Source organism: Pseudomonas sp. P110(2024) (genome assembly GCF_057480795.1).
This window is the reverse complement of the sequence record NZ_JBLIYT010000013.1, coordinates 133035-157887: the sequence shown is the minus strand read 5'-3', so window position 1 is coordinate 157887 and position 24853 is coordinate 133035. Positions and strand designations below refer to the sequence as shown.

Annotated in this window: 22 protein-coding genes; all 22 read right to left on the bottom strand. The window is 63.3% G+C overall.

The annotated features are described in order from the left end of the window. Window positions 1-3: 3 nt before the first annotated feature. The 22 genes from AC25ND_RS20950 to flgH all read right to left on the bottom strand — a co-directional run bounded on the left by AC25ND_RS20950 (window position 4) and on the right by flgH (window position 24807). Window positions 4-1695: an ATP-binding SpoIIE family protein phosphatase gene (locus AC25ND_RS20950; protein ID WP_186597446.1), complete on the bottom strand. Its 1692-nt coding sequence runs from the start codon at window positions 1693-1695 to the stop codon at window positions 4-6. An 8-nt stretch (window positions 1696-1703) separates the two neighbouring features. Next, window positions 1704-2009: an STAS domain-containing protein gene (locus tag AC25ND_RS20945; protein WP_028692795.1), complete on the bottom strand. Its 306-nt coding sequence runs from the start codon at window positions 2007-2009 to the stop codon at window positions 1704-1706. Between the two features lie 79 nt (window positions 2010-2088). Beyond that, window positions 2089-2541, bottom strand: coding sequence for a flagellar export protein FliJ (gene fliJ / locus AC25ND_RS20940; RefSeq protein ID WP_028692794.1), 453 nt, complete (start codon window positions 2539-2541; stop codon window positions 2089-2091). A 6-nt stretch (window positions 2542-2547) separates the two neighbouring features. After that, window positions 2548-3903 carry a flagellar protein export ATPase FliI gene (gene fliI, locus AC25ND_RS20935; RefSeq protein WP_486976566.1) on the bottom strand — a complete coding sequence of 452 codons (1356 nt, stop codon included), beginning with the start codon at window positions 3901-3903 and terminating at the stop codon, window positions 2548-2550. Then, window positions 3893-4666: a flagellar assembly protein FliH gene (gene fliH / locus AC25ND_RS20930; RefSeq protein WP_062360699.1), complete on the bottom strand. Its 774-nt coding sequence runs from the start codon at window positions 4664-4666 to the stop codon at window positions 3893-3895. Before fliH ends, fliI begins: the two co-directional genes overlap by 11 nt. Before the next feature lie 179 nt (window positions 4667-4845). Then, on the bottom strand, window positions 4846-5865 hold the full coding sequence (fliG, locus tag AC25ND_RS20925) for a flagellar motor switch protein FliG (protein WP_028692791.1): 1020 nt from the start codon (window positions 5863-5865) through the stop codon (window positions 4846-4848). After that, a complete protein-coding gene (gene fliF / locus AC25ND_RS20920; RefSeq protein WP_028692790.1) occupies window positions 5858-7636 on the bottom strand; it encodes a flagellar basal-body MS-ring/collar protein FliF in 1779 nt (592 codons plus the stop codon). The genes fliG and fliF overlap by 8 nt, the downstream gene beginning before the upstream one ends. 15 nt (window positions 7637-7651) lie before the next feature. Next, window positions 7652-7984 carry a flagellar hook-basal body complex protein FliE gene (gene fliE / locus AC25ND_RS20915; RefSeq protein WP_028692789.1) on the bottom strand — a complete coding sequence of 111 codons (333 nt, stop codon included), beginning with the start codon at window positions 7982-7984 and terminating at the stop codon, window positions 7652-7654. A gap of 107 nt (window positions 7985-8091) precedes the next feature. Next, on the bottom strand, window positions 8092-9468 hold the full coding sequence (locus AC25ND_RS20910) for a sigma-54-dependent transcriptional regulator (RefSeq protein WP_062360696.1): 1377 nt from the start codon (window positions 9466-9468) through the stop codon (window positions 8092-8094). After that, the gene (locus AC25ND_RS20905) at window positions 9465-10682 is read right to left on the bottom strand and encodes a sensor histidine kinase (protein WP_062360694.1); all 1218 of its coding nucleotides are present in this window, start codon (window positions 10680-10682) and stop codon (window positions 9465-9467) included. The genes AC25ND_RS20910 and AC25ND_RS20905 overlap by 4 nt, the downstream gene beginning before the upstream one ends. Before the next feature lie 159 nt (window positions 10683-10841). Continuing rightward, entirely contained in the window at window positions 10842-12317 is a 1476-nt protein-coding gene (fleQ, locus tag AC25ND_RS20900; RefSeq protein WP_028692786.1) for a transcriptional regulator FleQ, read from the bottom strand. 166 nt (window positions 12318-12483) lie between these two features. Beyond that, window positions 12484-12780 carry a flagellar protein FliT gene (locus tag AC25ND_RS20895; RefSeq protein ID WP_028692785.1) on the bottom strand — a complete coding sequence of 99 codons (297 nt, stop codon included), beginning with the start codon at window positions 12778-12780 and terminating at the stop codon, window positions 12484-12486. A gap of 19 nt (window positions 12781-12799) precedes the next feature. Beyond that, window positions 12800-13201, bottom strand: a complete 402-nt coding sequence (fliS, locus tag AC25ND_RS20890) for a flagellar export chaperone FliS (protein WP_028692784.1) — start codon at window positions 13199-13201, stop codon at window positions 12800-12802. A gap of 128 nt (window positions 13202-13329) precedes the next feature. After that, window positions 13330-14718, bottom strand: coding sequence for a flagellar filament capping protein FliD (gene fliD / locus AC25ND_RS20885; protein WP_062360742.1), 1389 nt, complete (start codon window positions 14716-14718; stop codon window positions 13330-13332). An 83-nt stretch (window positions 14719-14801) separates the two neighbouring features. Next, entirely contained in the window at window positions 14802-15152 is a 351-nt protein-coding gene (locus AC25ND_RS20880; protein ID WP_062360692.1) for a flagellar protein FlaG, read from the bottom strand. Window positions 15153-15227: 75 nt separating this feature from the next. Further along, window positions 15228-16640, bottom strand: coding sequence for a flagellin N-terminal helical domain-containing protein (locus AC25ND_RS20875; RefSeq protein WP_062360689.1), 1413 nt, complete (start codon window positions 16638-16640; stop codon window positions 15228-15230). Window positions 16641-16940: 300 nt separating this feature from the next. After that, the gene (locus tag AC25ND_RS20870; protein WP_028692780.1) at window positions 16941-17870 is read right to left on the bottom strand and encodes a ketoacyl-ACP synthase III; all 930 of its coding nucleotides are present in this window, start codon (window positions 17868-17870) and stop codon (window positions 16941-16943) included. Between the two features lie 286 nt (window positions 17871-18156). Continuing rightward, window positions 18157-19719, bottom strand: coding sequence for a flagellar hook-associated protein 3 (locus tag AC25ND_RS20865; protein WP_186597442.1), 1563 nt, complete (start codon window positions 19717-19719; stop codon window positions 18157-18159). Between the two features lie 12 nt (window positions 19720-19731). Further along, window positions 19732-21771, bottom strand: a complete 2040-nt coding sequence (gene flgK / locus AC25ND_RS20860) for a flagellar hook-associated protein FlgK (protein WP_186597440.1) — start codon at window positions 21769-21771, stop codon at window positions 19732-19734. A 10-nt stretch (window positions 21772-21781) separates the two neighbouring features. After that, entirely contained in the window at window positions 21782-22978 is a 1197-nt protein-coding gene (gene flgJ / locus AC25ND_RS20855) for a flagellar assembly peptidoglycan hydrolase FlgJ (protein WP_062360685.1), read from the bottom strand. An 11-nt stretch (window positions 22979-22989) separates the two neighbouring features. Continuing rightward, window positions 22990-24099, bottom strand: a complete 1110-nt coding sequence (locus AC25ND_RS20850) for a flagellar basal body P-ring protein FlgI (protein ID WP_028691033.1) — start codon at window positions 24097-24099, stop codon at window positions 22990-22992. 12 nt (window positions 24100-24111) lie between these two features. Beyond that, window positions 24112-24807: a flagellar basal body L-ring protein FlgH gene (flgH, locus tag AC25ND_RS20845; protein WP_028691034.1), complete on the bottom strand. Its 696-nt coding sequence runs from the start codon at window positions 24805-24807 to the stop codon at window positions 24112-24114. Between the last annotated feature and the right edge of the window lie 46 nt (window positions 24808-24853).

Sequence of the window (24853 nt, the reverse complement as noted above, 5' to 3'; positions counted from 1 at the left end):
GGCTCACCATTGAAACTCCACGCGCGCCAGACGGCCACCTTCCAGCCACTGGGCATTTTCCGCCAGCCGCCGCACCAGGCTCACTCCGCGCCCACTGAACCCGTGCCAACACGGCCTGTCGAGCGGCAAGCGCGCCACATCGAAGCCTGCGCCGCTGTCGCGAACCTCGATGGTCAGACGCCCGCCCGCACCTTGAGGTTCCACCCGCAGGGCAATGCCGACGCTGCCATGCACCTCGCGTCCCAGACGCTCGGCGCGCTGGCGATAGTACTCGGCGAAGCCGTCGGCGTCGCACTTGAGCGCCGAGTCCAACCCCAGCACGCCATGCTCCAGCGCATTGGCATACAGCTCGCTCAGCACACTGTGCAACTTGCCGCTGCTAGGCCTGAGCCCATGAATCTCCTGCAACAGCTGTACCAGATATGGCACCGGGTTGAAGCGACCCAGGCTCTCGCCCCGCAACTCGAACTGCATCGACCAGTCCAGTGGGCTGGAACGACCACTGTCGGAGTACACCACCGCCTGCGGCGCGACAGGCTCGGGGCCCAGCATGCGGATATCGCACAGGCTGATATCGTCACGAGACTGACCACCGAATCCCGCCAGCGCCTGCATAAGCTCGTCGAACAACACCGCCGGATCGTGGTTGGCCGCCAGCACCTCGCGCAGGCGCTCCACGCCAAACAGGCAGTCCTGCTCATCAGCCGTATCAACGACGCCGTCTGACAGCAGGAACAACCGCTCTCCCACCGCAAGCGGCATCACCTCGGTAGCATCGTCGAACTGTTCGGGCGAAAGGATTCCCAGCGGCAAGTGGCGCGAAGGGAGGACACCCAGCACCTCGCCTTGCGACGACAAACGATAGCCATCCGGCATGCCACCGTTCCAAAGCTCCACCGTCCCTCGCTGGTAACTCAGGTTGAGCAACAGCGCGCAACAGAACATATCCACGGGCAGGATGCGCTTGAGCTTGGCGTTCATCTCCCGCAGGGTTTCGACCAGGCCATAGCCCTTGGCAGTCATGCCATAGAACACTTCCGCCAATGGCATGGCGCCGACCGCGGCCGGCAAGCCATGACCGGTGAAGTCACCCAGTAGCACATGCATGTCGCCCGAAGGCGTATACGCTGCCAGCAACAGGTCGCCGTTGAACAACGCATAGGGCGACTGCAGGTAACGGATATTCGCAGCACTCAGGCAGCCGGAGTGGGCGACCTTGTCGAACACCGCCTTGGCCACCCGCTGTTCGTTGAGCAGGTGATGGTGATGGCGGGCAATCTGGTCGCGCTGCTCCAGCACCGTTGCCTGCAGGCGACGCAAACGGTCCATGGCGCGGATCTTCGCCGCCAGGATAACGGCACTGTAGGGCTTGGCCATGAAGTCGTCGCCACCGGCCTCCAGGCAACGCACCAGCCCCTCCTCTTCATTGAGCGAGGTCAGGAAGATGATCGGCACCAACGCCTCGCCCGCCAGCGCCTTGATCCGCCGCGCCGCCTCGAAACCATCCATCACCGGCATCAGCGCATCGAGCAGCACCAGCTGCGGTCGTCGCTCGGCGAACAGCGCCACCGCCTGCTCGCCATTCTCGGCGGTGACCACCACGTGCCCCTGGCGGCGGACGATCTGCGCCAGCAACAACCTGTCCGCGGCACCGTCCTCGGCTACCAGCACGGTCAACGGCTGATCGGCGGCCATGGCCAGGCTCAACTGATGTCGAACAGCTTTTCGAAGTTGGAGATCGCCAGGATCTTGCGCACATCAGGACTGGCATGGACCACACGGATATCCGAGTCCTCGCCGCCGACATGGTCGCGCAGCAACAGCAACATGCCCAGCGCCGAGCTGTCGAGATACGTGGCTTCCTTCAGATCGACCACCACGGAATCCGGGCGCGGACGCTGATGCTCGTAGGCATTCCTGAATTCCTGATGCTTGCCGAAATCAAAACGCCCCTTGACCTTGATCGTCAGCTTTTTCCCGTCCTGTGAAAAATCAGTTTCGACTGCCATGCGAGCGATTCCTTCGATGATGGCGAATGCGGCTTCTGAAGGTTTAGCAGCCGCTGGCGACGAGCGCCAGTCAGGTCGATCAGGGGTGACCCTGGCGTGGCAGGCGTTGGGACAGCTCGTCGAGCAGCTTCTGCTCGCGCTTGTCCTCGGCACGGCGCGCTTCGTCCAGATAACGCTGGACCAGCTTGCGCAGCCCTTCGACGCGGGCATAAGCCTGCTGCCAGGTGTTGCGGGCGTTGTTCAGGTTGTTCTGGTGCCAGGCCATGCTCTGGCGTTGCTGGGTCATTGCCGTTTCCAGCTGCCCGAGGAAACGCTGGTAGTTGACCAGCCAGTTGCCGTCGACACCCTGGCTGCCGCGATTGATCCATTGCTGCTGATAGGCCTCGCGAAAACTCTCGAGCTCGGCCTGCTTGGCCTGGGCATCGCTGAGCAGCTTCTGGAAATGCCCCAGGCGCTGGGCGGCCTTGCGCTCGGCCTCTTCGGCCATTTCCACCACCGGCACCAGGCGTGCCGCTCGGCTGGGCTGGGCCATGATCTATCAGCCCGCTGGCGGCGCGAACACCGCGGCCAGTTCTTCACGGCTCTGCGCCATGCCGACATTCTCATCCAGACGTTGGCGCAGGAAATCCACCAGTTTGGGTTGCAGGGCGATGGCCAGGTCGGTTTCCGGATCACCACCGGCCACATAGGCGCCGACACTGATCAGGTCGCGGCTCTGCGACAGGCGCGACCACAGCTGCTTGAATTTCTGCGCCTGACGCAGGTGATCGGGATCGACCACCTGGGGCATGACCCGGCTGATCGAGGCCTCGATGTCGATGGCCGGGTAGTGCCCTTCCTCGGCCAAGCGCCGGGACAGCACGAAGTGACCGTCTAGCACGCCCCGCGCCGAGTCGGCGATCGGGTCCTGCTGGTCATCACCCTCGGACAGTACGGTGTAGAACGCGGTGATCGAGCCACCGCCCGGCTCGCCATTACCGGCCCGCTCCACCAGCTTGGGCAGCTTGGCGAACACCGAAGGCGGATAACCCCGGGTGGCGGGCGGCTCGCCGATGGCCAGGGCGATCTCACGCTGGGCCTGGGCGAAACGGGTCAGCGAATCCATCAGCAGCAGGACATTCTTACCCTTGTCGCGGAAATACTCGGCAATGCGCGTGCAGTACATCGCCGCACGCAGACGCATCAACGGCGCGTCGTCCGCTGGCGAGGCCACCACCACCGAGCGCTTGAGCCCTTCCTCGCCGAGGATGTGCTCGATGAACTCCTTCACTTCGCGGCCCCGCTCACCGATCAGGCCGACCACGATGATTTCGGCCTCGGTGAAGCGGGTCATCATGCCCAGCAATACCGACTTACCGACGCCGGTACCGGCGAACAGACCCAGGCGCTGGCCACGACCGACCGTAAGCAAGCCGTTGATGCTGCGGATACCGACATCCAGCGGCTGGCTGATCGGATCACGGTTGAGCGGGTTGATGATAGGGCCGTCCATCGGCACCCAGTCCTCGGCCTTCATCCCGCCCTTGCCGTCCAGCGCGCGACCGGCGCCGTCGAGCACCCGACCGAGCATGCTCATGCCCATCGGCAGGCGACCACTGTCGTCCAGCGGCACCACGCGGGCACCCGGGGCCAGGCCAACGATGCTGCCGACCGGCATCAGGAACACCTTGCTGCCGGCAAAGCCCATGACTTCGGCCTCGACCTGCACCGGGTGGTAGCTGTCGTCATTGATCACCAGGCAACGGATGCCCACCGCCGCGCGTAGGCCCTCGGCCTCGAGGGTGAGGCCGACCATGCGCAGCAGGCGCCCTTCGACGATCGGCTGGTCGGGCAGCTTCACCGCATCGGCGTAGCCCTCCAGGCGCTTGCCGAAGCTGGTACGGTCAAGGCGCATCGGTTTCACCCGCCGGCACGTCCAGTTCGACGGAAATATCCGGCGAAGCAGGATGCAGGGCCTGGTCGTGGGACTGGTCGAACAGTTGCGCCACAGCCTTCTCGATACGGGTTTCCATGGTCGCGTCGATCCGGCTGTGAGCGGTCTCGATCCGACAGCCCCCCGGCAACAGCGACTCGTCCTCGAGCAGCTTCCAGCTCTCCTCGTGACGCTCGCGCAAGGCCTTTGCCAGCTCGAAGTCCTGCGGGTTGAGGTGGATACGGATGTTGTCGGCGCCCATCGGCAGCAGCTTCAACGCCTCACGAAGCACGTGGGTGATCTGGCTCGAGTCGCTGCGCAGCTCACGACCAATGACCTGGCGGGTCATGCCGGCGACCAGCTGCACCAGGGCTTTCTCGATCTGCGTATCCTGCTCGGCAATGGGCTCGAGCAGGTGGCTCATGATTTGCTCCAGGCTGGCCAGCTTGGCCGCCAGGGCCACTTCGGCTTCCTGTCGAACCTTCAGTTGAGTGCTGTGGAAGCCTTCGCGCTCGCCGGTGGCGAAGCCTTCGTTGTAGGCCTCCTGACGGATGGCCTCGAGTTCCTCGAGGGTCAGTGGCTGGACTTCCTCCAGCGGCACTTCTTCGACTTCCTCCTCGATGACTTCCGGCTCAGGCTCGGGTTCCGGCTCAGGCTCGGGATCGAAGCTGGGCAGCGCCCACACATCCACACCCTCGAGGTCGCGGGCACGGATCAGGTCGCTGGGGTGTTCGGTGGTGGACATGTTTTCAGGTACTCAAAAGCCATCTGCAACCAATGCGCCCCTGTAGGAGCGGCCTTGTGTCGCGAAAGGGCTGCAAAGCAGCCCCACGATCTCGATGTCACCGCAAGCTGTCGGGGCAGCCTTGCTGCCCTTTCGCGACACAAGGTCGATCCTACGGTAGAACGCGCGCGCCCCACCGATCAGATCATTTCCTCGGCGCCCTTGCCGCCCAGCACGATCTCGCCGGCTTCGGCCATACGGCGGGCGATGGTGAGGATTTCCTTCTGCGCCGTCTCCACGTCGCTGACCCGCACCGGCCCCTTGGCCTCCAGGTCGTCGCGCAGCAGCTCCGAGGCACGCTTGGACATGTTCTTGAAGATCTTGTCCTTGACCCGCTCGTCGGCACCCTTGAGCGACACCACCAGCACATCGGAGGACACCTCGCGCAGCAGCGCCTGGATGCCACGGTCGTCGACGTCGGCCAAGTTGTTGAAGACGAACATCAGGTCTTCGATCTGCTCCGACAGGTCGCTGTCGATCTCGCGGATCGCGTCCATGAGCGCGCCTTCCACGGAGCTGTCGAGGAAGTTCATGATGTCGGCGGCGCGCTTGATGCCGCCCAGTGTGGTGCGCGCGGCATTGGAGTTGCCGGAGAACTGCTTCTCGAGGATCTGGTTGAGTTCCTTGAGCGCCGCTGGCTGCACGGTGTTGAGCGACGATACGCGCAGGACGATGTCCAGGCGCACCTTGTGGTCGAAGTTGCTCAGCACTTCACCGGCCTGGTCGGGGTCGAGGTAAGCGACCACGATGGCCTGGATCTGCGGGTGCTCGTAGCGGATGACGTCGGCCACGGCGCGCGGCTCCATCCACTTGAGGCTGTCCAGGCCGCTGGTGTTGCCACCGAGCAGGATACGGTCGATCAGGCCGTTGGCCTTGTCCTCGCCGAGGGCCTGGTTGAGCATCTTGCGGATGTAGCCGTCGGAACCGACGCCCAGGCTGGTCTGGTCGCCGACGATCTCGACGAACTCGCTCATCACCTGCTCGACCTGCTCGCGATGGACGTTGCCCATCTGCGCCATGGCCACACCGACCCGCTGCACTTCCTTGGGGCCCATGTGGCGCAGGACCTGCGCGGCATCGGTCTCGCCGAGCGAGAGCAGGAGGATGGCCGCCTTGTCGACGCGGCTCAGCTTGGCGGTAATGGCTCGATTGTCACTCATCGGCGTTGATCCACTCTTTCACGACCTGGGCCACGCGGCCCGGGTCTTCGGCCACCAGGCCCTTGATTGCGTTGAGCTGTGCCTCGTAACCCTCGCTCGGGCTTGGCAACAGAATACTTGTCGGGCCACCCAGGCTGACGCGGTCGTTGGCCAGTTCGCCATCCAGACCGATCATGCCGCCCAGCTCCATGTCGCTGTCCGTGGCAGCCTGCTTGCCGCCACCTGTGATGTTGTTGAGCACCGGACGCAGCACGCCGAACACCAGCACCAGGATGAACAGCACGCCCAGCACCTGCTTGACGATGTCCCAGAACCACGGCTGCGAGTAGAACGGAATGTCGACCAGTTCGTCGCCACGGTCGGCGGCGAACGGCACGTTGATCACGGTGACGCTGTCGCCACGGCTGGCATCGAAGCCCACCGCGTCCTGCACCAGGCGGGTGAAGCGCGCCAGGTCCTCGGCGCCCCACGGGGTGCGGGTGGCTTCGCCAGTGGCGGCGTCGAGCTTGACCTGGTCATCCACCACCACGGCCACCGACAGACGGGTCAGGCGACCTTGCTGCTGACGGGTGTGGCTGATGGAGCGGTCGAGCTCGAAGTTCTTGGTACTCTGCTGACGCTTGTCGCTCGGGTACGGCGCGAGCATCGGCTGGCCGGTGGCCGGATCCATGATCTGCTGGCCGTTGGCGTCCACCAGCGGCTGGCCAGGCTGGATGGCACCGGCCGGCGTGGCGGCGGCCTTGGCGTTTTCGGGCGCGGAGGCGCCGGCCGGCGGCTGGTTGCTCAGGGCCCCCGGCACACCTTGCGGCCCCTGGCTGCTGGCACGCTGTTCGTTGACCGACTGCTCGCTGCGCAGCGCAGGCTGGTCAGGGTTGAACTGCTCGGAGGTAGACTCGACGGCGCTGAAGTCGACGTCGGTCGACACTTCGGCCTTGTAGCGGTCGTTGCCCAGCACCGGCTGCAGGATATTGTGCACGCGCTGGGTGAGCATGCCTTCCATGCGGCGGCTGTAGTCGAACTGCTTGCCCGCCATGGTCAGGGCGGTGTCCTGCAACTGATCGGAAAGCAGATTGCCCTTCTGGTCGACCACGGTCACCTGGGACTTGTCCAGCTCCGGAACGCTGGTGGCCACGAGGTTGACGATGGCCATGACCTGGCCGGCTTCCAGGCTGCGGCCCGGGTACAGCTCGACCAGCACCGAGGCGCTGGGCTTGCGCTCGTCACGCACGAACACCGAGCTTTTCGGGATCGCCAGGTGCACGCGGGCGGCCTTGACGTTGTTCAGGCTCGACACGGTGCGCGCCAGCTCGCCTTCAAGGCCGCGGCGGTAGCGGGTGGCTTCCATGAACTGGCTGGTGCCCAGGCCCTGCTCCTTGTCGAGCAGCTCGAAACCGACATTACCGTCGCTTGGCGCCACACCGGCGGCGGCCAGTTTCAGGCGCGCACGGGAGAGGTCGTCGGCCTTGACCAGCAGGGCGCCGGAGTTCGGCTCAACCTTATAGGGAATATCGGCTGAAGCCAGCGCGTCCACCACCTGCTTGGTGTCCATGCCCGCCAAGCTGCCGTACAGCGGCCGGTAGTCCGGCTGCTGCGACCAGAGCACCACGGCGAAGCCGATGGCCACGCTGGCGGCCAGCCCGACCAGCAGGCCGACCTGACGCAGCATGGGCATCTGCGAGATGTTTTCCAGAAATGCCATGCCGAACAGCGGCGGCTTGGCTGCTGGCGGGCCACTCTTGGCGGGGGCGTTATCGACGACTGCTTCGGCCATGACTCACTCTCGCCCTTATACCGGCATCTGCATGATGTCCTGGTACGCCTGTACCAGTTTATTGCGTACCTGGGTCAGGGCCTGGAACGACACCGAAGCCTTCTGCGAGGCGATCATCACATCGGTCAGGTCGACACCGCTCTTGCCGATCTCGAAGGCGTTAGCCAGCTGGGAGGAAGCCTGTTGCGTTTCATGCACCTTGCCAATGGCCTGGCCGAGCATGTCGGCGAAGCTGCTCTGGCCGGGCGCCAGCTCAGGCGCGGCGGCAACCTTGGGCTGGGACATGGCTTCGGCCTGCATGGCGCGCATGTCCAACATCAGACGATTGAATTCAACACCTTGGGTCATGGACTTCTCTCTCCGGCTGCCGCACTTTTTTTGACACTCATGCAGCGAATGGGTTGGTGCTAGCAAGAGGAGTGCCAGCCAACCCGAAAAACATTCAAAACGACGTATCAACCAAACAGGCTGGCCTCGACATCCAGACCAGCGTCACGCATCTGCGCCAGCTTGTAGCGCAAGGTGCGTGGACTGATCCCGAGACGCTCGGCAGCCTCCTTGCGACGCCCGCGCTCGGCGCGCAGGGTGTCGATGATCATCTGGAACTCGTGACGACGCATGTCGTCGCCCAGCCCCCCGACCTCGGCAGCCGGCTCGACAGATAATGGCTCAATAGTGGCCATTTTCGGCACCGACAATGGAATGGCGCCAGCCAGACAGAAATCCGCCGCCTCGATGACGCCCCCCTGCTGGAGGATCAGCGCCCGCTGTATGGCGTTATCCAGTTCACGCACATTGCCCGGCCAGGCGTAGGCTTGCAGGCACGCCCGCGCTTCGGCGGACAAGCGCACCTGGGCATGGCGCATTTTCTGCGCATGGCGCGCCAGCAAACGCTCGGCCAACGGCACGATATCGGCTGGACGCTCACGCAGCGCCCGCCAAGCCATGGGGAAAACCGAAAGACGGTAGTACAGGTCTTCTCGGAAGCGCCCGGCCGCCACTTCACCCGCCAGGTCGCGGTTGGTCGTGGCGAGAATGCGGATATCCAGGGCGATGGGCTTGCGCCCACCGACGCGCTCGACCTCACGCTCCTGCAGCACGCGCAGCAGCTTGGCCTGCAGGCCCAGCGGCATCTCGGAAATCTCGTCGAGCAGCAGGGTGCCGCCGTCGGCCTGCTCGAACTTGCCGGCCTGGGCGGCGATGGCGCCGGTGAACGCCCCCTTCTCGTGACCGAACAGTGTCGCCTCAAGCATGTTGTCCGGGATCGCCGCGCAGTTGATCGCCACGAACGGCTGGTCCACGCGCCGCGACTGCTGATGGATATAGCGCGCCAGCACCTCCTTGCCAGTCCCCGACTCACCGGAAATCAACACCGTCGAATCGCTTTGCGCGACCCTGGCTGCCAATTCCAGCAATTGCCGACTTGCAGGCTCGCAAGCCACCGGCCCCTCCTCGCCCGCTGACGCACCGGCACCGACGGCATGCCGCGCCACCAGGCTGATCAACGCCTTGGGCTCGAAGGGCTTGACCAGATAGTCGACAGCCCCTTGGCGCATGGCTTCAACGGCCCGCTCAACCGCCGCATGGGCGGTCATCAGCAACACCGGGAGTTGCGGGTGGTTGCGGCGCAGCTGCGCCAACAGCTGGTGACCATCCATGCCCGGCATGTTCACGTCGCTGATCACCAGACTGAACGAATCCTCGGTCACCGCCAGCAAGGCGTCTTCGGCGCTGCCGACGGCGCGCAGGCAGAAGCCGCCGATTTCCAAGGTATCGGCCAGCGCCTGGCGCAGGACCCGATCGTCCTCCACCAGCAGAACCTTGACACTCATTGACCTGCCTCCAGCCGGCTGTCGATCAGCGGTAACACCACGGTGACACAGGTGCCACGCCCAGGCTTGGAGCGCAGGCCCAGCGTGCCACGGTGCGCCCGCACCACGGCCTGAACCACTGCCAGCCCCAGGCCGGTGCCGGTAGCCTTGGTGGTCAGGAACGGTTCGCCAAGACGCGTCAGCAGTTGCGCGTCGATGCCGCTGCCGGCATCACTCACGCAGATGCGCAGGCTATCGTCGCGACGGTACAGATGGACCTTGATTCGCGCCGGCTCATGACTGGCCTGCAGGGCGTTTTCGATCAGGTTGAGCAGCGCGCCAACCAGGGTGTCGCGGTTGCACAGCAAATCGCCAAGATGACTGTCGCACTGCCAGCGCACGGCATGCCCCTGGACATGGGCATGGGCCGCCTGCTGCAACGCCTGGAACAGCGCTTTCGGGCTGATGCGGTCGCTCAGGGGCAACTCGCCGCGGGCGAACACCAGCATGTCGCGCACCTGATGCTCCAGCTCGTGCAGGCGTTCCTTGAGGTTGCCGGCGAAACGCTGACGGGTCTCCTCCGCCAGCGCCTGCTGCGGGTCGGCCAGGTGACCGGCATACAGCATCGCCGCCGAGAGTGGCGTACGGATCTGGTGGGCCAGGGACGCGACCATGCGCCCCAGTGACGACAGGCGCTCGTGGCGCGCCAACTGGTCCTGCAGGCGCCGGGTTTCGGTCAGGTCATTGAGCAGCACCAACTGGCCGGGCTCGGCATCGAGGGAACGCGTGGCAATGGACAGACGGCGTCCGTCACGCAGCGAGACCTCGTGGCCGTCATCCTCACGCGGCGCGAAACTGCGGGCGATCACATGCCGCCAGAGCACACCGACCAGCGGCTCGCCCAGCAACTCGCAAGCTGCCGGATTGGCCTCGCGCACATAGCCCTCGCCATCGATCACGATCACCCCGCCCGGCAGCAGGTCCAGCAGGTTCTGCAGGCGGTTGGCCAGGCGCTCCTTTTCGTCCAGTTCGGCCATGCGCTGGGCGCTGACCACTGCCAGTTCGCCCTTGAGCTCGCTGACGCGCGTCTCAAGCATGTTGTAGGACTGGCTGAGCTGGCTGGAAACCTGGTCGAACAGGGCGAACGCCTGCTCGAGACCCTGCCGGCTTTCCTGCTCGAGCGGGGTGTGTCCTCGCGGATCGGAGGAATGGGAACGGTGGGCGGCCTGGGGCATCGTGCTCTCTCGCATGGCTGACCGTCATAAAAACGGTATGTTGCCAGCGGTGTAGCAATAGCCGTGCCGGAGATGGGGGCAATCAGCCGTGGGCTTGTTGACCGAGCGCAATGACCGGGGTTGTCAAGCACCCGGCCATTGCGCCAAAACCCGGCGGGATCAGTCGTCCGCCTGCTCCTCGCCACCCTGGCGGCTCATGCCGTACTTGCGCATCTTCTCCACCAGCGTGGTGCGGCGGATGCGCAGGCGCTCGGCGGCCCGGGCGACGATGCCATTGGCATCGTCCAGCGCCTGCTGGATCAGCCCCTGCTCCAGGCTGCCAAGATAGTCCTTCAAATCCAACCCTTCGGGCGGCAGCATGGCATGGCTGGCGAAGTTCGGCGCATGCCCGTTGATCGCCACGCGCTCCTCGAGATCGGAACGCAAGCTGTCGACCAACTGCTCGTCTTCGTCATCCACGTAGCGGAACTTCTTCGGCAGTTCCGCCACGCCGATCACCCCGTACGGATGCATGATCGCCATGCGCTCCACCAGGTTGGCCAGCTCACGGACGTTGCCCGGCCAGCCGTGACGGCACAGCGACATGATCGATGCGGAGTTGAAGCGGATCGAACCGCGTTTCTCGTGCTCCATACGCGAGATCAGCTCGTTCATCAGCAGCGGAATGTCTTCCACCCGCTCACGCAATGGCGCCATCTCGATAGGGAACACGTTCAGCCGGTAATACAGGTCTTCGCGGAAGGTCCCGTCCTCGATCATGGTCTCGAGGTTCTTGTGCGTCGCGGCGATGATGCGCACGTCGATGCTCTGGGTCTTGTTGCTGCCGACCCGCTCGAAGGTGCGCTCCTGCAGGACACGCAGCAGCTTGACCTGCATCGGCAGCGGCATGTCGCCGATCTCGTCGAGGAACAGCGTGCCGCCGTTGGCCAGTTCGAACCGCCCGGCACGGCTGGTAATCGCCCCGGTGAAAGCGCCCTTCTCGTGGCCGAACAGTTCGCTCTCGAGCAATTCCGCCGGAATCGCCCCGCAGTTGACCGGCACGAACGGCGCCTCGCGGCGCTTGGAGTGGTAGTGCAGGTTGCGCGCCACCACCTCCTTGCCGGTACCGGACTCGCCGAGAATCAGCACGCTGGCATCGGTGTCGGCAACCTGCTGCATCATCTGCCGCACATGCTGGATGGCACGGCTGGTGCCCACCAGGCTACGGAACAGGTTGGGCTCGCGCTGACGACCACGCTCACGGGCCTGGTCATACATCTCGCGGTAGACCTGGGCACGGTGCAGGGAGTCGAGCAACTGGCTGTAGCTCGGCGGCATCTCGAGATTGGAGAGCACGCGCCGACGCAGGTCCTCGGGGAACTCCGCGGAAGAAATTTCACCCAAAAGCAGAACCGGAAGGAACTCATCCCACCCGACCACTGTCTTAAGGAGCCCCAGCACACTGGCCGGAGCATTCACGGTCCCGATCAGGACGCACAGGACTTCGCGACTGGAAGACAAACCCTCGACCACCTGCTGCCAGTCGCCGCTGGAACAGGAGAGGTTATCTTCGCCGAGAAAATTCAGGACCACCGCCAGATCGCGGCGGCGTTCGCTGTCGTCATCGATCAGGAGAATCTTGGTTTCACGCCACATGCAATAGCAACTTCCCTAGTCATATCGGCGCCCGGAGGGCGTGCACGACATCATTCCGACTGAATGGTCAGTGTTCGGACGTCTGAATTTCGAAAACAGCCACTAGTAAAGTCAAAAAGGCCTGCACAGTCAAATTTATGGCGCCTTTTGCTCAGTCCGGTGCATATTAACTGAACAAATGGTAAACCTTCGACGCATTCTTTGCTTGATTGATCTGGGTCATTTCATCGGCGATGGCCTGGCGCTCGCCGATGGTCGCGTCGAGCAGTTCACGATAGACCTGCAACAACCCTTCCAAGCGCTCCTTGACCAGCTCTTCATCCAGCGCTGGCGCGCCGAGCATGTCGTCGATGCAGGTGCGGCAGCTCTCGTCGAGCCTGCCGATGGCATCCCAGTCCTTGGCACTCAGAGCGTTCAGCAGTGCGTCGCGGGTCTCGTCGAATCGTTGCAGTTCGCTGCTCACCTTGCTCTCCCTGTCCGGCTCAGCCGGCTTGTTGCGCTTCGGCGATCGCGTCCCAGCCGCTCTTGACGGTGATCAGCAATTGCGCGACCTCGTCGATGATCGCCGGGTCGTTGTCGATATTGGCCTGCATCAGGCGATTGGTCATGTAGGCGTAGAGGCTCGACAGCTGCTCGATGTAGGCAGGGTCCGCGCTCTTCTGCGCATCCAGGCCGTCGTTCAGGCCGATGATGATGTCGATGGCCTTGCCCAGCATCAGGCCTTTTTCGGCGATGTCGCCGCGGGCCAGCGCACCTTTGGCCTGGGCCATGCGATCGAGCCCACCCTCCATCAGCATCTGCACCAGGCGATGGGGCGTTGCTTCGGAAATTTGGGCATGGGAATTGACCTTCTGGTACTGCCGAAGGGCTCTCATGGGATTCATCTTGCGACCTCGTAGCGGGCAAAAACGACTGGTTTCATAGTCCTTGTATCGGGCCGGCGGCGGAAAACTTTACCTGCCGCCGAGGTGAAGCCGGACATCATGCCCGGACTTCACGGGACCTTCACGGATTATTTGTCGTTCTTGGCATTGTTCAGTGCGTTGAGCGTGCCCAGCACGTTGTTCTGCTGCTGGCGCAGCTGAGAGACCAGGGTATCCATGCTGTTGTACTTGTCCTGCAGGCTGACGCGCAGGGCTTCCATACGCGTATCCAGGGTGTCCTGCTCGGCCTTGAGCTTGGTCAGACTCTCGCTCAACACCTTGGAGCGCTCGGCCAGGGTGCCGGTGGCTGCCTTGGCATACGGTTCGGTCGCGGTCTGCAGACGTGCCAGCAGGCCATTCTTGCCATTGAAAATGCTGGTCAGGTCGGCGGCGTTGGTGGCCGCGGCCTTGTCCCACTTCTTTTCGTCCAGGGTGAGCGTGCCGCCATCCTGGGACGAGGTGACGCCAAAGGCGGCGAGCGACTTCATCGTGCCGTTGCCGGAAAGCGCGTTCATTTCTTCGCGGATCGATGACATCAGCGCACGCATGGACGCGTCGCCGGTGAGCGCTGCGGGCGTCACAGTGCCGTCGGCGTTCTTTGTCACCCTGGTCTCGGCGTTGACCACCTTGAGCAGCGCATTGTAGGTGTCGATGAAGCCTTTGAGTCCCGACTTCAGCGCGGTGGTGCTGGTGGTCAGAGACAGCGTGGTCTTGAGGAACTCCTTGGTATCCTTGTCCTGGGGGGAAACACCCACCAGCTTGATATTCAACCCGCTTACCGCATCGCTGATATCGTTGCTCTTGGACTCCATGGAGATGCCATCAAGCGTGTACTTGGCATTCTGGGGTTCATCTACAACGGTCGCCCCAATGTCGAGCCCCGAGTTGCCCGACAACGTGATATCGGAACCCACACCCATCTTGTTGGAAGTAATCACCAGACGCGAACCCGAGGCGTCAGTTAGAACGTTGGCACTCAAGCCTGCGGTACCGAACTGGCTGTTGATCGCCTCGCGCACTTGCTGCAGCGTAGCGCCCGGCGGGATGCTGACGTCGTGGGCCTTGCCATTCTGGGTAATGGTCAGTTTGGTCGAGGTGGTCCCCGGGTTGATCACGCTATCCGCGCCGCCAGCGTACACCTTGGTGGACACCTTGGAAGCCGATGCCAGCTGGGTCACAACCAGGTTGAAGGAACCATTGGCCGCTCCAGCACCAGCGGTGATGGTCGCAACCTTCTCATCCGAGGACTTCAACGCCAGACCACCGAAGCTGTTGTCGTTGGTCATGCTGGTCAACGCGCCACGGAAGGCATCCAGGGCCGCCTGGATCTTGCCGATCGAGGACAACGTGGTGGTTGCCTTCAGTGTCTGGGTGTTGATCTGTGCCTGTTTCGGCGCCTTCTGCGCGTCCACCAGGGACTTCACAATCGCCTGGGTATCGATGCCCGAACCGATACCGCTGACTGTTGAACCTGCCATCATTGCTCTCCTTGTTCGGTAGCTGCCGGGTCCTTGACGACTACACACATCAAATGACCGACAGCAACAAAAATCATGCCAGCTTAAGCCTTGCCATCAAACAGCAGGCTGCCAGCTTCGCTGAGGCTTTGTGCCAGCTTCAGCGCCGTTTCCGACGGGAGCTGGCGGATCACATCACCGGATTCGGTGGCGATCACCTTGACCACGACCCGGCCGGTGGAATCATCGATTGAAAAATCCAGCTTGCGCTGGCTCGACTGGACGAAATCGCGGATCTCGCCAACCGCCTTCTCCAGGTCCTCGCGGGTGTGCGGCTTGTCATCGACGGCCGCGGCTTCCGGCACCTTGGCAGGCACCAGCGGGTCCTTGGCAGTCGTCACTGCCTGAGGCAGCACCGGAGGATACACCTGGTTCAGCTTGACACTCATGTCCATGCTTCGAACTCCTCATGTCAAAAAAGCGAAAGGGCACGTAAACGCGCCCTTCCACCTCTTACTCAGGCGCCTGAATTACTGGAGCAGTTTCAGGACCGAGGATGGCAGCTGGTTAGCCTGCGACAGGATCGCGGTCGAAGCCTGCTGCAGAGTCTGCTGCTTGGTCAGCTCTGCAGTTTCCGAAGCGAAGTCCACGTCCTGCACGGTCGAACGGGCAGCGGTGGAGTTCTTCTGGATGTTCTGCAGGTTGTCAACGGTGGTGGTCAGACGGTTCTGGGTAGCACCCAGGCCCGAACGGACGCTGTCGATCGAACCGATGGCCTTGTCGATAACGGCCAGGGCGTTCTGAGCCTTGGTGGCGTCGGTGACGTCGGTTTGCGAGATGGTGGTCTTGGCGGAGGTAACGGTCGCAGCACCGAACAGATCAGTAGCGCCGCCCAGCGAGAAGCCCTTGGCCGAGTCCAGGGAGATCTGGCCGGTCACCACAATGGCAGCACCACCCAGAGCAGCACCAGCAGCGAAGTTGCCGGAGCCGTCTTTGGCAGCGATCGAGATGTTCGTCTGGGCGTTGGCGTCAGCAGCCGAGAAGTTGATGTTCTCGCCGGTGTCCGACTTGATGCTCAGGGTTTGTTTGGCTTCGTCGTAGTTGACGCTGATGCCCAGTTTGGCGGCGTTGGATTTCAGCTGGTCAGCCAGGCCTTTCTGGTCGGTCACACCAACGAAGTCAACAGTACCGCTCGAACCGACGGACAGCTTGAAGTTGGATGGAGTGGCAGCGGTAACGTCCAGCTTAACTTCAGTGCTGGCGGTTGCAGTCAGACCACCGATCGAACCGTTCAGGTTGCTGGCGATTTGCTTGGCGGAAGCGCCAGCAGCGTAGGCGACAGTGGCGGTCTGGCCGTTACCGGTAACGGACAGGCTACCTGCGGCAACGCCGCCTGCGCTTGGAGCGATCGCGGTGCTCTTGACCTGCTGGGAACCGATGTTGCTGGCAGCAACGTTTTCCAGGGTCAGGTTGATGGTTTCGTTGGCGTTGGCGCCGACCTGGATGGCCTTGGTGCCGTAGGAGCCGTCCAGCAGCTTCTGGCCACCGAAGGTGGTGGTTTCCGAGATACGGTTCAGCTCGGCGGTCAGAGCCTGGTATTCGTCGTTGTTCGACTTACGGTCGTCGGCGCTCAGGGAGCCAGTGGCCGAGGACAGGGCCAGGGTACGCATTTTCTGCAGGATGTCGGTCGAAGCCTGCATTGCGCCTTCGGCGGTCTGGGCGATCGAGATACCGTCGTTGGCGTTCTTAACTGCCTGGCCCAGGCCGTTGATCTGGCTGGTCAGACGGTTGGCGATCTGCAGGCCGGCAGCGTCGTCTTTGGCGCTGTTGATGCGCAGGCCGGAAGACAGGCGCTGCATCGAAGTGGTCTGGGCGCTGCTGGCCTTGTTCAGGTTAACTTGAGTAGTAACCGAAGCAATGTTGGTGTTTACAGTTAAAGCCATGACGAAATCCTCGTTGGATGGGTACTGCGGCTTCCGGCCCTGGCATCCGCCGGGTATGGCCTAGAGAACCTTCGTAATGGTTATCGTCGTCTGCGTGGGTTGCTTGAGGGCATTTTCGAAAAAAAAATGCCATCACCCCGCCACCCCCATGAAATCAGGGGGTTATTGATTTGGCGGTTGCCGATCAGCGGCTGCTTTGCAGCCCATCACGGGGCAAGCACGCTCCTACAGGGCGATCTTCCACGCATAAAAAAACGCCTGACGGGGCACGCCAGGCGTTTTATTCGAGGTCTTCGCGAATCAGCCGCGATAGAGAATCGCCGAACCCCACGAAAGGCCCACGCCAAAGCCGCTGATGGCAACGCGCTTCCAGCTACTGTCGAACATGTGCTTCTGCAGCAGCAGCGGCACACTGGAGGACACGGTATTGCCAGTCTCGAGCATGTCCTTGACGAACTTCTCCGGATGCTGCTCCTCGAAGCGTCGCGCCACGGCATCGACAATTGCCGCACTGCCCTGGTGGATGCAGAACGCATCGATGTCCGAGGACTGCAGGCCACTGGCCGCCAGCAGCTCATGCAGGTGCGCCGGCACCTTGACCAGGGCGAAGTTGAACACCTGGCGACCGTTCATGAAGAAGGTGCCGTCGCTGACTTTGAGGTGCTCGGCACCCGAGCCATCGGTGCCGAAACGCGCCTCGCCCAACTGCCAGACGGCGTTCTCGCCCATCCAGGTGGCCGTGGCGGCGTCACCGAACAGCATGGTGGTGTTGCGATCTTCCGGGTCGACGATCTTCGAATACGGATCGGCGGTGATCAGCAGGCCGTTCTTGAGCCCTGCCGCCTGCATGAAGCCCTTGATGGCGTACAGACCGTACACATAGCCGGAGCAGCCCAGCGACACGTCGAAGGCCGCCACGCGGGTCGACAGGCCCAGCTTGTTCTGGACAATCGCCGCAGTGTGCGGCAGGCCTTCTTCGTCACCGTTCTGGGTGACGACGATCAGCACATCGATCGACTGCGGGTCCAACTCCGGGTTGTTGGCGAACAACGCCCGGGCCGCCTCCACGCACAGATCGGACGTTTCCTGCTCCTCAGCCTTGCGCGGCAGGAAGGAAGCGCCGATCTTGCCGAACATGAACTCTTCGTCCTTGCCGAACTTCGCACCCTGGACGTAGTTGTCCAGGCCAGCGGTGGGCACGTAACTCGCGATGCTTTTGATGCCAATCATTCTGGCTTCCCAATGAAAACAGCCAAAGACCGCCACTCGATGAATTGAGGGCGCCGACTACCGGCGTCAAGGGCAATGCGCCCTGGACAGGCCGACATCAGGCCTGCCCTCTGCGTACCGGTAACAAAATGCTGCAGCAACTGCCGCATAGAATACAGGGAAGATGCACGATTTGACTCATTAGTCACAGTCAATTATCGCCAAACCCCTGCCACCACCGCGCGCCAGACACGAAAAAGCCCCGGCAGCATGGCGCTGGCCAGGGCTTTCCTGAGGCGGATCGCGATCAGAGCTTGTTGAACAGGCTCAGTTGCGAAATACGCGAGAAGGCCAGCTGGGAAGCTTCGAGCATGGCCTGCTGCAGGGTCAGCATGATCGAGGCGTCGGCCATGTCGGTGTTGCCGATGGCATCCTGGGTGACCTTGTTGGCCGTGCTCAGGCTGGTGTTTTCCTGGCGCTGGATATCGAGCGAGTTGCCACGAGCACCGATCGAACCACGGGTGATATCCACCTGCTCGCGGGCACTGGCCAGGTTGGCCACAGCCGAGGCTACGGCGTTCTTGATGGCGGTATTGTCGCCCGAGGTGCCTGGCGGCGCATCCAACGCCGCACGCAGCTGGCTGATGGTCTCCAGCACGCTCTGGTTCTGGTGGTTGTTGGCATTGACCGCGAACTGGTCACCCGTCTGCGGCGTACCGGATACCTGGTAGGTCACCCCCGCCACCGTCAGCGACGGCGCGGTGAAGGTACCGCTGGCAACGGGTTTGCTGTCCGCAGTCAAAGGCTGGGCATAGAACTCGTAAGTGTTGGCACCGGTGAACTTGATCACCGCCCCATCGCTCGGGAAGGTACTGCTGTAGGCGGCCGGGTCGGTCACGGCGCCGCTGGTGACCTGCGCACTGGACGGGTTGCCGGCACCACGCACGGTCGTGAGCGTATCGGGGCGGGCCTGCACGCTGAACTCACGGCCGGCGAAGACGGCATTGGCATCATCACCCTCCTTCAGCGACGCGGTGACCTCGAACTCGACGCCGCGCACCGCGATACGATTGCCACCCTCGGCCTTACTGTCGAAGGTGCCATTGGTGGGCGTCTCGGCAGTGATGTCGTTACCCAGAGCATCGGTCACCGTGTACTGGGTGGCGCTGGTGAAGGTGATCTTGTACGGCTGGCCGGCGGTGAAGCTGCTGTTGTAGGTGTTGTTCGAGGTCAGCAGGCCCGGCGAGAGCGCGACCTTGCCGTCATTGACCGGCGGCGTCAACAGGGTGGACTGGGTACGGCTTTTGTTCTTGGCCGAATCGAAGATACTGAAGCCGGTGTCGTTGGTCGCCAGGCTCAGGGTGTCGGACACCTGCAGGCTCAGTTGGGTCTGGTCGCCCTGGTAGCTGTAGGTACCATCGGCATTGCGCACATAGGGTGGCGACGAGGTCTTGGTGCCACCGAACATGTAGTCGCCGTTGGCATCGCGCGAATTGAGCAGGCCGAAGATGTTAGCCTCGATCTCCTTGAGCTCGCTGCTGATGGAGACGCGATCAGCATCGGTCACGCCAGCGCCACCGGCACGCAGGGCCAGCTCGCTGGCACGCTGCATGGCATCGTTGATGGTGCTCAGCACGCTCTCTTCCTGCAGCAGCGAATTGTTCACCGTGGTCATGTTGCCGTCGTATTGCTTGAGCAGCGCTTGCTGCTGTTGCAGCAGGAGCAGGCGCGCGGCGCCGACCGGATCGTCGGCAGCGGTCTGGATGCGCACGCCGCTGTCGATCTGCGTCTTGCTCTTCATCAGGTCAGCGAAGTTCTTGGTGTAGCTACTGGCGCTCGACTCATAGAACTGAGCGGTGGAAATACGCACGATGGCTACTCCTTACAATGCGTTGATCAGGATGCTGAAGGTTTCCTGCGCCGCCTTGATGATCTGCGACGACGCGGTGTAGTAGTGCTGGAACTTGATCAGGTTGGCTGCCTCATCGTCCAGGTTGACACCGGAAACCCCGTTGCGGCTTTCCTTGGCCGCATCGAGCACGGCCTTGGTCGCAACGGTATCGATTTTGGCCTGGTTGGCCTTGGCTCCGACCCGCTCGACCAGCGAGGCGTAGGCCGAGGTGAAGCTGGAGCCGCCGCCGGAGGTCACGCCGACGGTGGATTTGGTCTGCAATCCCAGCAGCGCCTGGGCGTTGCGGTTGTCGGACTTGCCGTCGGCATTGAAGCCAAAGGTAAAGCTGTCGTTGGTCGCCGGGCTGCCGCCGACGGTGGTCTCGACGCTGAAGGTCCGCGGGTTGCCGCTACCATCGAGGATCGGCGCACCGCTGGCATCGCGCATCGGCACATTGATGGTCAGCTTGTTGTCCTGACCAGGCACGATGGTGCCTGTGCCGATGGAGTTACCCTTGGAGTCGTACAGGGTGTAGCCCTGCGTACCTCCGCTGGCGGCCTGGAACACCATGCGTACCGGCATGGAATGCTTGATCGAATCCTGGATCAGCGCAGTGTCGGCGCCACCATAGATATCCAGCTTGGCTCCCAGGTTTGGCTGGGTGATGGTGCCGGAGCCGGTATTGCCACTACCCACAACGCCATTGATCGGCCCGGCGAAGGCGAGCTTGTTGGCATCGGTGAGCACGGTATTGATGGAGCCTGCCGCCGAACGGGTCGGGCTCACGTTGAAGGTGTCGCCAGCGGCCAGGCCGCCACCGTTCAGTTTCAAGGTGAAGCCGTCGATCACCGGCGGCGGCGTGGTGGTCAGGTCGAAGTTGCCCATGTCGGTGCCGTCGGAACGGCGCACGCTGTACTGGTTCGGGCCGGTGAACTTGACCTCGTAGTCGTAGGTGGTGAGCGCGCCGCTGTTGGCGATGGTCACATCCAGGTTGCCGGAGCCTGCGCTGTTGTTCGCGGAGGCCAAGCTGCGCTGGCTGATCGCCAGGGCGCTGTTGATGCTGGAGAACAGCGCGCTGCCGAACTGCGCGTTGGCATCCAGGCCCTGCCCCAGCTGGCTGTTGATGCTGTCGGCCACCACCAGGGCGACACGCCCCAGCTCGTTCATCGACGGGGTGAGCACATCGCTGCGGTAGCGCAGCAAGCCGCCGATCTGCCCGCCGGTGACCACCGAGGTGACATCCGAGGAGAAGGTCGGGTAGTTGATCTGCAGGCTGTACTGGCTCTGGTCCGCGGCGCTCGGCACGGCGCTCAGGGTATTGGCGCGGTTGCCGGTGACCAGCGACTGGCCGTTGCCCAGGTACACGTCGTAGTTGCCGTCACGCTCCTGCACGGTGACGCCGACCAGCTCGTTGAGCTGGCGGACCGCTTCGCTGCGGGCGTCGAGCAGGTTGTTCGGCGAGGCGCCGGAGGCCGACAGCTGGGTGATCTGCTTGTTGAGATCAGCGATGCTCGAGGTCAGCTTGTTGACCTGGCCCGACAGGGTGTCCAGCTGGCTGTTGATGCTGTCGTTCTGCTTGCTCATCTGGCTGGAGATGGCATTGAAACGGTTGCTCAGGGTCTGCGCCTGGGTCAGCAGCAACTGGCGCGAGGCGACGTCGCTGGGTTTGGCCGAAGCGGTCTGCAGGGCCGAGAAGAACGCGGTCAGCACCGAGCTGATACCGGTGTCGCTTTCGGCCAGCAGCTTGTCAATGCCGGTGATCTGATCCTGGAACGCCGCCGCATCGGTATTCAACGAGGTGGAGGTCTGCAGCTGGTTGTCCAGGTAGGCGTTGTAGATACGACGCACATCCGACAACGTGGTACCAGTGCCGACGAAGCCCGTGCCGATATTGTGCGACGGCCCCGTGGTCTGGATGGTCTGCTGACGCGAGTAACCCGAGACGGCCGCGTTGGCGATGTTGTTACCGGTGATGGACAGCGCGGTCTGGCTGGCATTCAGGCCGGAAAGCCCGATCGAGATCAGAGACATGCTTCAATCCTTATAGATTCGTGTTAGTGCCGGCCATGGCGTATTCCTGGGTTGGCCGCAGCTGCCGGGCAATGCTGATGATCTTGCGGGCGTAGTCCGGATCGGTCGCGTAGCCAGCCTTCTGCAGCTCTCTTGCAAACTGTTCCGGGTTATCGGCGGCGCCGACGGCATCTTTATAGCGGTTGTTGTTCTGCAACAGGCTGACCAGATCGTGGAAGCTGTCCTGGTAGGAGTCGTAGGAACGGAACGCCGCCGTCTCCTTGACGAACTGCCCACCACGGAACTCGCTGGTGATCGCCCGTGCCTCGCCACCCTGCCAGTTACCGGTGGCCTTGATGCCGAACAGGTTGTGGCTGCTACTGCCGTCGGGATTGCGCATGACCGACTTGCCCCAACCAGTTTCCAGCGCAGCCTGGGCCACCAGGTAGCGCGGGTCGATACCGATGCGCTTGGCCGCCTGCTCGGCCATCGGCAGCATGGTGGCGACGAAAGCATCGCTGTCGCTGAACGCCTTGCTCGGCGCCAGCGGCGGCTGGGCCACGGCCCGGCCCAGAATGCGCACACCCTCGCGCGGCGCGGCGAACGTCTGCGCCGGCTGCCAGTCGCCCCGGGCGACGCCGGCGAGCGTGGGGCCAGTGCGACTGGGCAGGGCTGTGTCGTTGCCCGCGGCGCCGGCACTGGCGGCGGACGGTACGATCCCAGCCAGCAATCGGTCGGTCAGCTTGCCCGGCAAGGCCAGGCGCCGCGAATTGAGGGCAGCGACGTCGTTGCGCCCGGCAGCGGGCTGCTCGCCGTGCACCGGCGCGGCCACGCGACTGCCCCAGAGCACCGGAGCGGCACCGTCGGTGCGCGGGAATGGGCTGGAGTTCACGCTGTGCTTCTGCTTGCTCAGCTGACGCACCAGCACATCCTGCAGGCCAATGCCGCCACCCTGGCGGGACATGCTCACCGCCAGTTGCTGGTCATACATGTCACGGTACTGCTTGACCGTGTCGCTGTTCATCGGGCCGTCTTCGTCGGCCATCACATCGGTGGCCTTGCGCGACGCCTTGAGCATCTCGCTGACGAACAACGACTCGAATTCCTGGGCCACCTTGCGGATGTTGCCCTCGCTGTCGCGATCGCCAGCTTTGAGCGAACTCAACCGATTGAGGTCGGTGAAGGCCCCACTGTCGGACGCGCCGGAGATCAGGCTTTTCGGATTCATCCCTGGCGTCCTCAGATCACGATCAGGTCGGCTTGCAACGCACCGGCCTGCTTCAGGGCTTCGAGGATCGCCATCAGGTCGCTCGGCGCTGCGCCGACCTGGTTCACCGCGCGGACGATCTCATCCAGCGTGGTGCCCGGGCCGAACTTGAACATCGGCTTGGCTTCCTGCTCGGCATTGACCCGCGAGCGTGGCACCACGGCGGTCTGGCCGTTGGAGAACGGCCCCGGCTGGCTGACGATCGGGTCTTCGGTGATGGTCACGGTCAGGCTGCCGTGGGTCACCGCCGCCGGCGAGACCTTGACGTTCTGGCCGATGACGATGGTACCGGTGCGCGAGTTGATGATGACCTTGGCCACAGCCTGCCCCGGATCGATCTCCAGGTTCTCGAGAATGGACAGGTAGTCCACTCGCTGGCTCGGGTCCATCGGCGCGGTGACCCGCACCGAACCACCATCGACGGCCTGGGCCACGCCCGGGCCAAGCAGCTCGTTGACCTTGTCGACGATGCGCTTGGCGGTGGTGAAGTCCGGGCGATTGAGGTTCAGGGTGAGACTGTTGCCCTGGTTGAAGCCACTTGGCACCGCGCGCTCGACCGACGCGCCACCGGGAATACGACCGGCCGACGGGACGTTGACGGTGATCTTCGAGCCATCACGGCCTTCGGCGTCGAATCCACCGACCACCAGGTTGCCCTGGGCGATGGCGTAGACGTTGCCGTCGATCCCCTTGAGCGGCGTCATCAACAGGCTGCCGCCGCGCAGGCTCTTGGAGTTGCCGATCGATGACACCGTGATGTCGATCACCTGGCCCGGCTTGGCGAAGGCCGGCAGGTCGGCATGCACCGACACCGCGGCAACGTTTTTCAACTGCACGTTGCCCGATCCTGGCGGCACCTTGATACCGAACTGCGACAGCATGTTGTTGAAGGTCTGCAGGGTGAACGGGGTCTGGGTGGTCTGGTCACCGGTACCGTTCAGGCCCACCACCAGGCCGTAGCCGATCAGCTGGTTGGCCCGCACGCCGGAAATGCTGGCGATATCCTTCAAGCGCTCGGCGTGAGCGCCGAAGGCACAAGACAGAAGTAGTGTCGCGGCAATCAACCGCCTAGCGTTGAACATGGTCATCCGTACTCAGAAAGGCCAGAGCGGGCTGATGAAGAAGCGGTCCAGCCAACCGGGCTGGCTGGCATCGGCAAACGAGCCGGTGCCCGAATAGGTGATGCGCGCGTCGGCCACGCGGGTGGACGGCACGGTGTTGTCGGTGGCGATGTCGTCGGCACGCACCAGGCCAGCAATGCGCACCAGCTCTTCGCCGGTGTTCAGGGTCATCCACTTCTCGCCACGCACGGCGATAATGCCGTTAGGCAGCACCTCGGCCACGGTGACGGTGATCGAGCCGGTCAGGGTGTTGCCCTGGGTGGCCTTGCTGTCACCTTTGGTGGAACGGTCACCGCTGTAGCCGGCCTCCAGGGTGAGGTCGCCACTGCCCAACGGGTTGTTGGTGTTCGGCACGGTACCGAACAGCGAGGTCAGACCGAGGTTGGCCTTGCTGTTCTTCTGGATCTGGGAACCTGCGTTCTTGCTCGCCGAGGTGCGCTCGTTGAGGGTGATGGTGATGATGTCACCGACCCGAAACGCCTTGCGATCGGTATACAGGCCCTGCTCGAAACCGGCCTGGTAGATCGAGCCGTTGTTGGCCGCTGCCGGCAACGGGGTGCGCGGCAGGACCGGCGCGTAGTACGGATCGTTGGGCTTGGGCGTCGGCGCGACGCAACCGGCCAACGATACCGCCCCCCCCAGGGCGAACACGGACAACAGACGTTTCATGACGCTTACCTCTAGGCAAAACAGGCGCTGCAACAGCGAGCGAATG